9 protein-coding genes and 2 riboswitches are annotated in these 12,159 nt (G+C 58.8%); of the genes, 8 read left to right on the top strand and 1 reads right to left on the bottom strand.

The genetic code is table 11. The features are described 5' to 3' along the window. The first annotated feature begins 326 nt into the window (after positions 1-326). The 6 genes from PD282_RS05280 (at position 327) to PD282_RS05305 (ending at position 8,598) form a co-directional block, all read left to right on the top strand. A complete protein-coding gene (locus PD282_RS05280; RefSeq protein ID WP_274649293.1) occupies positions 327-1,700 on the top strand; it encodes an ATP-binding protein in 1,374 nt (457 codons plus the stop codon). Between the two features lie 60 nt (positions 1,701-1,760). Then, positions 1,761-3,278: a leucyl aminopeptidase gene (locus PD282_RS05285; protein WP_274649294.1), complete on the top strand. Its 1,518-nt coding sequence runs from the start codon at positions 1,761-1,763 to the stop codon at positions 3,276-3,278. Between the two features lie 215 nt (positions 3,279-3,493). Next, positions 3,494-4,069, top strand: coding sequence for a sulfite oxidase-like oxidoreductase (locus PD282_RS05290; RefSeq protein ID WP_420832273.1), 576 nt, complete (start codon positions 3,494-3,496; stop codon positions 4,067-4,069). Between the two features lie 372 nt (positions 4,070-4,441). Then, complete coding sequence (locus tag PD282_RS05295) at positions 4,442-5,212, top strand: hydroxypyruvate isomerase family protein (protein WP_274649296.1); 771 nt, start codon at positions 4,442-4,444, stop codon at positions 5,210-5,212. Between the two features lie 333 nt (positions 5,213-5,545). Continuing rightward, positions 5,546-6,310: a sulfite exporter TauE/SafE family protein gene (locus tag PD282_RS05300; protein WP_274655054.1), complete on the top strand. Its 765-nt coding sequence runs from the start codon at positions 5,546-5,548 to the stop codon at positions 6,308-6,310. Positions 6,311-6,558: 248 nt separating this feature from the next. Next, positions 6,559-8,598 carry a molybdopterin-containing oxidoreductase family protein gene (locus PD282_RS05305; protein ID WP_274649298.1) on the top strand — a complete coding sequence of 680 codons (2,040 nt, stop codon included), beginning with the start codon at positions 6,559-6,561 and terminating at the stop codon, positions 8,596-8,598. Positions 8,599-8,634: 36 nt separating this feature from the next. On the opposite strand, the gene PD282_RS05310 is transcribed toward PD282_RS05305, so the two are convergent. Next, positions 8,635-9,972, bottom strand: a complete 1,338-nt coding sequence (locus PD282_RS05310) for an APC family permease (RefSeq protein ID WP_274649299.1) — start codon at positions 9,970-9,972, stop codon at positions 8,635-8,637. Positions 9,973-10,063: 91 nt separating this feature from the next. Continuing rightward, positions 10,064-10,164, bottom strand: a riboswitch (guanidine-I (ykkC/yxkD leader). A gap of 156 nt (positions 10,165-10,320) precedes the next feature. Then, a riboswitch (guanidine-I (ykkC/yxkD leader) is annotated at positions 10,321-10,447 on the top strand. A 73-nt stretch (positions 10,448-10,520) separates the two neighbouring features. On the opposite strand from PD282_RS05310, the gene PD282_RS05315 reads away from it, so the two are divergent. Beyond that, positions 10,521-11,237 (top strand): urea amidolyase associated protein UAAP1, encoded by a 717-nt coding sequence (locus tag PD282_RS05315; RefSeq protein WP_274649300.1) that lies wholly within the window; start codon positions 10,521-10,523, stop codon positions 11,235-11,237. A gap of 70 nt (positions 11,238-11,307) precedes the next feature. Further along, positions 11,308-11,961, top strand: coding sequence for an urea amidolyase associated protein UAAP2 (locus PD282_RS05320; RefSeq protein ID WP_274649301.1), 654 nt, complete (start codon positions 11,308-11,310; stop codon positions 11,959-11,961). The last annotated feature ends 198 nt before the right edge of the window (positions 11,962-12,159 follow it).

Below are 12,159 nucleotides of genomic sequence, written 5' to 3' on the forward strand. Positions count from 1 at the left end.
GGCGACAAACGGAAACGACCGCTGCGGCCATTCGGCGCAGCGGGACAAAGAGACTTTTTTCGACAGGATCTCCTGTTGACAGTCGCGAGCAAGCCTTACTATGATGGTGATGAGTCTATCCCTATGGTACGGATAATCCGACGGCGTGCCGGTTCGCAGATGGCGGCAGCCGTTTTTTCTTTCACGAAAGTCTTCGGGGATCGATTCGTATGAACCCGCTGCGGGCCAAAAATTGGTCTACGGGGAACGACGGTAACGTTCCGCAATTGGCTCGTACCGCGCGCCGGATCGATTTACCGCCGTTTGCCGCAGGAGAGGAGTAAGAGATGCAGGCGATTCGAAAGCGCTATTTTCCGGCGCTTGCCGAATATATTCGAAGCGGCAGCGAAGCTTCGCTGTTTGAAGCAACGGAAATCGGTAAATCGCTCCATGGCATTCACCCGGAAGATATTATTGCTATACATGAGGAATCGATGCAGACGCTTGTCGCCAACGTCGAATCGGAAGAGGCGCTGCAGCTGTACAGCCGATCGTTCATCTTTTTGATCGAGCTGATGGTCGCCTTCCGTTTCCGTGTGCAGCCTGAACAAACGCCCGAGCAGCGGTTCAGCGAAATGCGGGACATGCTGCTGAATTCGCATCGTTCGGTCCGGATGGTCAAAAACAAGTATGAAAACGTGCTTCAGCATATGGACAGCGGCATCGCGATTTTCGACAGCGACGGCATCCTGTCCTTTATTAATCTTCAAATGGCCAAGCTGCTCGACATTCCCCGCAAAACGCTTATCGGCTGCAGGCTTCGCGACCTGTTCATGCACCCCGGCCTGAAGCTGGGCACCCGGCGCACCATGCTGCGGTTGTACAGGGATATGCTGCTGAAGCGAAGCCGGTATTTTGAATTTCAGGATGCCAGCGGGAAGCATCTGCTCGTCACGGTGACATACGGCGATCAGCTGGACGGCGATTATTTGTTCAGCGTCAAGGACGTCACGGAATATAAGCAGATCGAGCAGACGGCGTACCAGAACGACAAGCTGGCCATGCTCGGCAAAATCGCCGCGGCGATCGCCCACGAAATCCGTAATCCGCTGACGTCGATCCGCGGATTTATCCAGCTGCTCCGGCCGCATCTGCTGCAGCTCGGCAAGGAGGAGTACGCCCGCATCATTTTGGCCGAGATCGACCGTGCGAACGATATCATTTACGAGTTTCTGAACTCCTCGAAGCCTTCTGCGCCGATGAAGGAGACAGTCGCCATTTCGTCGCTGCTGAAGGAGGTAATCCTGCTGTCGGAAAGCGAAGCGCACATGAAAGGCTGCCAAATCCTGTTCGAGTCCTACGACGAGGATTTGACGATTTCCATCGATGTCAAGCAGATGAAGCAGGTGATCCTGAATATCGTGCGCAATGCGATGGATGCGATCAGCGAGCTGGAGGACGAGCGCGGCGGGCGCATCGACATTGTGACCAGGCGGGACGGCTGTTTCGCGGAAATTACGGTCCGCGACAACGGCAAAGGAATGGACGTCTCGACGAAATCGAAGCTGTTCGATCCGTTCTTCACGACGAAGGCGGCCGGTACGGGACTCGGTCTTTCCGTCAGCTACCGCATCTTGCGCAATCACGGCGGAACGATCCGCGTGACGAGCAGCGCGGGGGAAGGAACCGAGTTCAAGATCTATTTGCCATTGGTTGGGTAAACCGTTAGAATCGGGGGTAGAACCCCGATTTTTTTTTATTGGGAAAGGAGACAATTACAAGTGAGCGTTCGGTTTACATATGGCGGTGCCGCGGAGGCCGGCGCCTTCGATACGGTCGTGCAGTTCGTGACGAAGGAGGAGCTGCAGCGGGCGGACGCGGAATGGATCCATCCGCAGCTCGATCTCGCGCTGCGCGATCACTATGCCAAGGAGCTGTTCAGGGCGGAGCCGATGGAGACGCTCTGTCTGCCGACGCTGGGGCTGCTCCCGGCAGCCTACGTCATTTATACGGGCATCGCTCATGCCGGTTTGTCGGCGGACGGCCTTCGCGATGCGGCTGCGGCGTCGGCCAAAGCGGCAAGGCGTCTGAAGGCGGCCGCCGTGCAGCAGCTCGTGCCCCATGCCGTCATGACCGGCTCGCAGGAATATACGCTCCGTCAGGCGGCGCAGGCGCTGACTGAAGGGTATGCGCTCGGACTGTTTACGCGCAGGACGGAGAAGAAGGATCACGAAAAACGAGCGTCGAGCGTTCGGGCCGTAGCGTTCACGCCGGCCGCAGGCGCGGCGGAGCCTGATGACGCGGCCGCGGAATGGGAAGCCGGCATCCGCCGGGGCTCCGTATTTTCGGAGGCGGTGACGCTGGCCCGCGATTTGACGAATTTGCCGGGCAATCGGCTGACGCCGGAGCTGCTCGCCGAGCAGGCGGAGTCGCTCGCCATGGAATACGGCTTCGATTGCGAGGTCATCGATGAATGGACCGCCGCCGAGCAGGGGATGGGCGGCCTCCTGGGCGTCGGCCAGGGCAGCGCCAATCCGCCGCGCATGATCGTGCTGCATTATGAAGGCGCGCCGGATAACAAGGCGGAGACGTACGGGCTGATCGGCAAAGGCATCACCTTCGATACCGGCGGCATTTCGCTGAAGCGGGCGGAAGGGATGGAGGCGATGATCTCCGACATGGGCGGCGCAGCCGCCGTGCTTGGCGCGATGCGGATCGTCGGCGAGCTGAAGCCGAAGGTCAATGTCGTCGCCGTCGTACCTTCTGCCGAGAATATGCCATCGGACCGCGCGCTGAAGCCGGGCGATGTGCTGACCACAATGAGCGGGATTACCGTGGAGGTGGTCAACACGGACGCGGAAGGCCGCCTTGTGCTGGCCGACGGCCTGACCACGGCGATTCGCCGCGGCGCGACGAAGCTGGTCGATGTCGCCACGCTGACCGGCGCCGTTACCGTCGCGCTCGGCAACGTCGCCACCGGCGCGGTGACGAACGACGAGCAGCTGATGCATCAGGTCGTGCTCGCAGGCAAGCGGGCCGGGGAGCGCATATGGCCGCTTCCGGCCTACCCCGAATACCGCCGCCAGCTCGACAGCGACGCCGCGGATATGAAGAACAGCGGCGGCCGGCTCGCCGGCACGATTACGGGCGGCCTGTTTATCGGGGCGTTCGCCGAGGAACGGCCTTGGGTCCACCTCGACGTCGCCGGTACGGCCTGGCTGGACCGGGAACGCGTCTGGGAGCCGAAGGGCGCAACCGGCGTGATGGTCCGGACGCTTGGCGAGCTGCTGACGGACTGAGGCCGACCGGCGCCGTTATGACGGGGCCGTCGCGTCCGTCAGGCCGCCTCAGCATTCACCCGGGGCGTCGTCCAGGATGCCATGCCGGGTAGCTTTTTCTGCCGGTATCGACCGCTGCCATGCAGTACTGCGCCGCTTGCCGTAAGCTGCAAGCTTGGATTGCCATTCAATGGACAGCCGCCCTGCGGACTGTCGCCAGAAGGAGTGATTTGTTCGTGTCCACGATTCAAGAGCGCGTACCGCCAGGCCAACGCGTAACCGAAGGCTTCCCCGTTCTGCACCACGGCAGCGTGCCGTATTACAATGACATGGGCAAATGGGATCTGCGCATTTTCGGTCTGGTCGAGGAAGAGGTCCAGATTAGCTATAAGGAGTTTATGGCCCTGCCGAAGCGGGAGTTCCGCAACGATATTCACTGCGTCACGACGTGGTCGAAGCTGGATAACGTATGGGAGGGAGTGGCCGTATCGGAGCTGATGAAGCGGGTGAAGCTGAAGGACGGCGCCAACTATGTCATGCTGCATGCCGAGCACGGCTGGACGACGAATTTGCCGCTGGCGGATTTTATGCTCGACACGTCGTTTCTGGCCATGCGGCATAACGGGCAGCTGCTGACGCCGGAGCACGGCTATCCCGTGCGCATGGTCGTCCCGCATCTGTATTTCTGGAAAAGCGCCAAGTGGCTGCGCGGCATCGAGTTTATGGCTGCGGACAAGCCGGGCTTCTGGGAGCAAAATGGCTACAGCATGTACGGAGATCCTTGGCTCGAACAAAGATACGATTTTGATTAATCGGCGCTAAAAGCGTGGCGTCTTATCGTGCGATCCTGCAGGTCCCGGCGCATTCGGGCCCGCTTACCGCGTCAAAAACAAGGGCTGTTCCCCGAAGCCAAATGGCTTTAGGGAAGCAGCCCTCTTTTTTCGGCATGCGGCCGGCGGGATGAGGTCATGCCTCGGCAGCACCCTGCCCGCGCGCGCTGGAGTCCGCTTTTGCCCGCGCCATTTTACGAAGAGCCGCCGGATAAACGGATATCAACTAACACGTGTCGGAGAGACGGATACCCTGATGATTTTATGCTCATACACAAATCTTTTATATCTCAAAACATTTTCCGGATGATAAGATGGGAGAAGCAGCAGAATTGAATCGAAAGAGGGAGAGTCATGAAATTTTCCGTTTCTATTCCTGCAGTGATGCGGGGAGACAAGCTGACGACGGCGGATAAAATCAGAAGGGCGGGGGCGATCGGGTACCGGGCTTACGAGATGTGGGGCTGGTGGGACGAGGATTTGGATGCCGTCAGGCAGGCCGCGGACGAGTACGGCATGGAAGCCGGCTCGATCTGCACAAGGTTCGTTCCGCTCGTAGATCCGTCGAGGCGCACCGAATATATTGCCGGACTGAAGGAAAGCGTGGAAGCGGCAAAACGGCTCGGCTGCCGCTACCTCATCAGTCAGGCGGGCAACGCGCTGGAAGGGGCGAGCCATGAAAGTCAGGCGGCCTCGCTCGTCGAAGGTCTTCGCCTGTCGGCGCCGATTCTGGAGCAATCGGACATTACGCTTGTTTTGGAACCGCTTAATACGCGCGTCGACCATCCGGGCTATTTCCTCGAGAAGGCGGAGGAGGGGGCCTGGCTCGTGCGGGCGGTCGGCAGCCGCAGCGTGAAGCTGCTGTACGACGTCTACCACCAGCAAATTACCGAAGGCAATCTGATCCCGACGATCAAAAGCAACATGGACGTCATCGATTATTTCCATATCGCCGATCACCCGGGGCGGCACGAGATCGGTACCGGCGAGATCCATTACGCGAATGTGCTGCGGGCCGTCAAAAGCACCGGCTACGACGGTTTTGTCGGACTTGAATATTTTCCTTCGGCGGATGCCGAGGAGACGCTCCGGCGGTTTTTGGAGGAGTTCGGTCATTTGGCCTAACGAGCGAGTTTTCATTCCCCCGCGGCAAACGGATGGCCGGACGGGGGTTTTTTATATCGCCGCAGCCCCACGCAATGGATAGGCCAACATTATTTTGCATGGTAACCGTTTTCGGGCGAAAAAAACTCTTTTCATTTTCCGGCAATCAATTTATAATTATTCCGAGAAGCAAGGTTGGGATTAGGCAAGGGCCGTGCAGCCGTTTCTTCTTTCTTAAAAATCGGCGGCCGCCCAAACCATGCCGGAATGTTCGTCATACGATGGCTAATGGGCTTAGGCTTAGGCTTACATACCCTATCCTCAAATCGATGGAGAGTGCTTGCAATGCTTGAAATAAGTTGGCAAATCGTCACGATGGGGCTGCTGGTCGGATTTCTAGTCGGTTTAACCGGCGTAGGCGGAGCGTCGCTGCTCACGCCGATTTTACTGCTGATCGGCATTAATCCGAGTATAGCGGTCGGGACAGACCTGCTTTATAATTCAATTACGAAATTTTTCGGTACGATCCAGCATTGGCGCCAGAAGACGATCGACTTCAAGATCGTCAAATATTTGGCCTTCGGCAGCCTGCCCGGCGCGGTCTTCGGCGTCGGCGCGTCTTACCTGCTCAGTCATGTCTTCGACGACGGCGAGACGGTGCTGAAGCACGTGCTCGGCTTCATTCTGATCATCGTATCCGTCATTACGCTGCTGCGGCAGCTGCTCGACAAAAAGCTCGGCGACAACCGGTGGCAGCTGAAGCCGATTGAAGATAAACGCATGCTGTTAATTTTAATCGGCGCCGTACTCGGTTTTATCGTCGGCCTGACGTCGGTGGGCTCGGGTTCGCTGTTCGCCGTCGCCATGATTTATTTATTCCGGCTGAGCGGTTCTCAGCTTGTCGGCACGGATATCGCGCACGCGTTTTTGCTGGTGACGCTGTCCGCCATCCTACACTCGGGCCTCGGCAATATCGATTACGGGCTGACCGCGAATCTGCTGATCGGCTCCGTCCCCGGCGTCATTATCGGCAGCAGCCTGTCGGCGAAGGTGCCGTCGAAACCGCTGCGGACGGTGCTGGCGGCGCTGCTCCTGATCAGCGGCGTTAAATTGATTTGAAGCGGCTGGATGTAAACGGCGGTGAAGCAAGCATTCTCCGGCGGGGGGAACTTCGTATAAGCGGGTCAACCGGTGTTTCGGCTGGCCCGTTTTTTTTGTGTGAAGGGAGATGCGGCTGCCATGAGAACGGGCGTCTTGGTCCGGCAGGACAGCACGCCATTACGGGCGGAAGGAAGCGGCGGACCGGGTTGACGAAATACGCTATAATGAAACAGCATGTACTTGATCATCAGGAAGGAGCTGGAGCGATGAACGGCATCGGCAAGCGATCCGGCGTGTTTCCGTCCGTATGCCCGCTTGATTGCCCGGACCAATGCGGTCTGCTCATTCATAAGGAAAACGGCAAAATTACCCGTATCGAAGGCGATCCGGAGCATCCCGCGACACAGGGCGCGATCTGCGGCAAGGTGCGGCGGATGGCGGAGCGGATCTACGACCCGGCGCGGCTGGAATATCCGCTCAGGCGCGTCGGCGTCAAAGGCGAGGGGCGGTTCGAGCGGATTACATGGGAGGAAGCGCTGCGAACGATAGCCGGCCACTGGAAGGAACTGATCGCGGAGCATGGCGCGGAGAGCATTCTCCCGTACAGCTTCTACGGGAATATGGGGCGGATCGGCACGGAGGGCATGGACCGGCGCTTCTTCAACCGGCTCGGGGCAAGCGAGCTGCTGTACACGATTTGCGAAGCCGCCGGCACCGCCGGCTACAAATATACGATGGGCGGCAGCTTCGGCACGGACCCCGAAGATACCGTGCATGCCAAACTGATTGTCATGTGGGGCATTAATGCGGTCAGCACCAACATGCACCAGGTCGTGCTGGCGGAGAAGGCGCGCCGGGCGGGCGCGACCGTCGTCTGCATCGACGTGCACCGGAACCGGACGGCCCGCTGGGCGGACTGGTTTATCCCGATCCAGCCGGGCACCGATGCGGCTCTCGCGCTTGGGTTGATGCACGTCCTGTTCGCCGAAAATTGGATCAATGAACCGTTTTTGCGGGAATATACGACCGGTCACGAGGAGCTGAGGAGGCATGTCCGGCAGTACGATCCGGAGGCGGTATCGGCGATTACCGGCGTGCCCGCGCCGGATATCGTCAAGCTGGCCCGCATGTACGGACAGGCCGTTCCCTCGTTCATCCGGATCGGCAACGGGCTGCAGCATCACGATAACGGCGGCATGAACGTGCGGGCGATCGCCTGCCTGCCGGCGCTGACCGGCGCCTGGCTGCACAAGGGAGGTGGCGCGATCAAAGGCAACGGCGGCTACGTCGCGCCGAACACGAATGCGCTGAGACGTCCGGACCTGAGGGAGAAGCCGGCCCGGGCGGTTAACATGAACGAGCTGGGCAGAGCTCTGCTCGAGCTCGATCCGCCGATTCGGTCGCTGTACGTGTACAATTCGAATCCCGCCATCGTCGCGCCGAACGCGAACAAGGTGCGGGAAGGGCTCGCGCGCGAGGATCTGTTTACGGTCGTTCACGATCTTTTCATGACCGAGACGGCCCGTTATGCGGATCTTGTGCTGCCGGCGACGTCATCTTTTGAAAACACGGATTTGTATCACTCGTATTGGCATCATTACGTGCAGCTTCAGGAGCCGGTGATCGAGCCGCACGGCGAGAGCCGGCCGAACGTCGAAGTTTTCCGCCTGCTGGCGGCGGAGATGGGCTTTACGGACGAGGCGCTGCGCGATTCGGAAGCGGAGATGATCCGGCAGGCGCTGGATGCCCCGGACAACCCGTATTTGACGGGCATTACGTTCGAGGCTTTAAAACGGCGGCATTATATAAAAGCGGACGTCAAGCCGTTATTTCCGGGGCAATTACGCACCCCCAGCGGCAAAATCGAGCTGTATTCCGCCGCGATGGAGAGGGACGGCTATCCGCCGCTGCCGACCTATACGCCGCTGGCCGAACATGGCGAAGGGCCGTTTCTGTTCATCCCGACGGCGAATCATCATTTTCTGAATTCGACGTTTTCGAACAACGGGAAGCATGCGGCAATGGAGAAAGAGCCGAAGCTTGTGATGAATGCCGGCGACGCCCTCGCGCTCGGAATTGCGGACGGCGACCTTGTCCGCGTCTGGAACGCGCGCGGCGAATGCCGGCTGCGCGCCGCGGCGGGAGTCGACGTCCTGCCGGGGGTCGTCGTCAGCCAAGGGCTTTGGGCCGATGCCGAGGGGAAAAGCCGGGCGGTCAATGCGCTTACGCCGGACCGGATCGCCGATATGGGCGGCGGAGCTGTCTTTTTCTCCGGCAGGGTGCACGTGGAAAAGGCGCTTCCGTAGCGTTTGGAGCCGGTCCGGCTATATCTTCGGGCGGCATTAGACGTTGGGGGACGTAAGCTCGCCGTATTCCTGGACCACCGGCTTGGCGGACCGGGCGGTGCGGGACCGGACGAATTGGTAAATCGCGCCGAGCAGCAGCCACGCCCCGCCCATCCAGAGCGCGGAAGCGTTCAGAAGGGACAACAGCCAGCCGATAAAGCAGGCGCCAGTCAGCGGGAAGACGAGATACATCAGCGTCTGCTTGAACGACCGTTCCCGGTCTTTGATGTACCGTTTGGCGATGACGGACAGATTTACGAAGACGAAGCCGGTCAGCGCGCCGAAATTGACGAATTTGACGGCCGTATCGAGACTGATGACGAGGGCGAACATAGACACCCCGGCGACCAGTACGATGTTGATGACGGGCGTCCGGTATTTGGGATGCAGATACGCGAAAATCCGGTTGGGCAGGATGGAATCGCGGCCAAAGACATACAGCAGGCGAGATACGCTCGTGACCGATGAAAGCCCCTGCGTAAAGATGGCAAAAAAGAGCACCGTAATGAAAATCGACGAAAGCAAGGTGCCCCCGACCAGCTTCACGACCTCGAACCCGGCCGAATCCGGATTGACGAATGTCAGATGCGGAAAGACGAGCTGCGTCAAATAAGACGGAACGACGTACATGACGATGGCGCTGCAAATGATGATCATGATCGCGCGCGGGATCGTTTTGCGGGCGTTGATCGTCTCTTCGCACATCGTGGTGATGGAATCGAAGCCGAGGAACGAGAAGCAAATGACGGAAGCGCCGGTCATAATGGTGGCCAGCGAAACATCTCCGTGCGTGAACGGCAGCATTGGATCAAAGCTGCCGGAAAGCCTGCCGATCAGGACAGCGCAGAAAACCGCGATAAACACAAGCTGGATCAGGACGAACAGCCGGCTTAAGTTGGCGGAGAAGTTGATGCCGATAATGTTGACGGCGGATGCCGCCACGTTCAGCAAAATGATAAACACATACGACGGAACGGCCGGAAACTGCGCGTGTAAATAAATGCCGAAGGTCAAGCAGGCGATGAGCGGGGAAAACAAATAATCGAGCAGGAGCGCCCAGCCGACCAGGAAGCCGAGGTAGGGGTGGATGCTCCTCCGGACGTACGTGTAGGCGGAGCCGGAGGTCGGAAACGTTTTGGACATGATGCCGTAGCTGTACGCCGTAAAAAAGATCGCCGCAAATGCAAGCATATACGCCGGTGTCAGCATTCCTCCCGAGGAATCGTAAGCGATGCCGTAGATTGAAAAGTAAATCATGGGCGTCATCCAGGCAAGTCCGAGATAAACAACCTTGAACAAGGTTAACGACTGGTTCAGCTTTACTTCCGTTTTCATCACGTCGACTCTCCTTCATTTTTCCTGCTCCGCCGCGTCCGGCGGATGAACGGAAAAAATAAAAGCCCTGGAGATATCAACGAAATTGATATCCTCCCGGGCTTTTGTCCCTCCGTGTACACGGCCGCGGCCGTGCGTTTTCTCTCGGACCAGACCGGCCGGTGCAGCCGCGGAACCCTAGAAAACAATTTTATGTTAGGGAATATAACACGTATTTTTGGATTTGTAAATACGTGTTCGAAAATATAACGCCAAATGTTTTGAGATTGAAAATGGGCAGCTGACGAACTTTTATGTTGACAGTTCCGGTCATCGGTGTTAATTTAATTCACATAACCGCATACGTATTAAATTGTTTACTAGGGTTCCGCCGGCGCGAAGCCGGGACTGGTCCGAGAGTAAACCGTCCAGCACTTTCGGGCGGCTTCCGCCGGAAGCCCGAAGGACGACACGGAAGGATAAAAGCCTGGGAGATATCATCGGGACGCTTGGCGTCCTGGCTTGATATCTCCTTTTTGTTTACCACCATCTCGAAGGAGGCGCTTGATATGAACCGCATTTGGGACAAAACGATCGAGGCCGGAGGCAAATGGTCTGGAACGGTCGGAAGGGGCAAGCTGCTTACGTTTACGGCGCTGCGGGCGGGCGCGAACGTCTCGCTCCTGCTTTATAACGCCGCCGATTTTACGGAGCGCTACAACATGCCGGATACGCTGAAGGCGCAGCATACGGCGCATTTGACGAAGGGCAATGTGCTGATGAGCGATAACGGGCGCGTGCTCGCCGCCATTACGGAAGACAGTCTGGGCTGGCATGATCCGCTCGGCGGCTACACGACGCGCGAGGAGACGGATGCCAAATACGGAGAGTCGACGTATCAGCGGGAGCGAAACGGCTGGCTGCGCAGCGGCCGGGAGAATTTGACCGTCGAGCTGACGCGAAGCGGCCTCGGCGTCCGCGATCTTGTGCCCGTGGTGAATCTGTTCTCCAAGATCGTCGTCGACGAAGCGGGCGGCATGCATTTTATGAGCGGTCATTGTCCGGAAGGGGCGAGCGTCACGCTGCGCATCGAGATGGATGCGCTCGTCGTGCTGTCCAACACGCCGCACCCGCTCGATCCGTCGACCGCATACCCGTCCGGACCGGTCCGGATCGAGGCGTTCAACGCGCCGCCGATCGGAGAAGACGACCTTTGCGTACATTACCGGCCGGAGAACCGGCGCGCTTACGAGAATACGTGGGACTATTACGCTCTGATGCGCTGATCGGCTGAACAGGGCGAAGCTTAAGCAGGCTGCTTCATATACGAAACCATTTTTGAAGGAGGAACCGGCGATGGCGGTTTTTAATCGCGTGGAAAGCGAGCGGAATGTCGCGGAGGCGATTTACGACAAAACGATTATGGCGGGGGACGGCTGGATGCATGAGCTGCTTCCGGGCCAGGTGCTGCGGATTGTGGACCTGGAAGGGAATCAGGCGGCGGATACGCTGTTTTACGATGCCGACAATCCGGACGACCGGTACAGCGCAGCGAAGACAATCGCAGGACAGCGCAATATTTATTTGACGGCGGGCTCGGTGCTGCTGGCGGAATCCGGCGCGGAGCTGCTGCGCATCGTAGCCGATACGTGCGGCCGGCACGACACGATCGGCGGAGCCTGCTCGGCGCAGAGCAATACGGTCCGGTACGCGCACGAGAAGCTGCATATGCACAACTGCCGCGATACGTTCATGCTACAGCTGGCCGGCTATGAAGGCGGGCGCTTCATGAAGCGCGATCTGGCGCCGAACATAAACTTTTTTATGAATGTGCCGGTCACGCCCGAAGGCGGACTGGAATTCGCGGACGGCGTGTCCGCCCCCGGCTGTTATGTGGAGCTGCAGTCGATCCGGCGCACGCTCGCGCTTATCAGCAACTGCCCGCAGCTAAACAATCCGTGCAACGCGTACAATCCGACGCCCGTGCGTGTGCTCATCTGGGATTGTTAGGCGGCTCTCGAGCATAAGCGATCAGGCGGTTCGGCAGTGGACGGCATAGATGCATGGACGGCCGGCGGCCGGATACCGCCGGGTGGCAAGGATGATACGAGCGTCTGCGGGATACCGCCGGGCGGGAGCTATGCTGACATCGCGACGGGATATAAAAGAGACTGAAATAGATACGCAAGGTTCATAGGGGAGTGGTGA

This window comes from Paenibacillus humicola (assembly GCF_028826105.1).
Taxonomy (GTDB): domain Bacteria; phylum Bacillota; class Bacilli; order Paenibacillales; family Paenibacillaceae; genus Paenibacillus_Z; species Paenibacillus_Z humicola.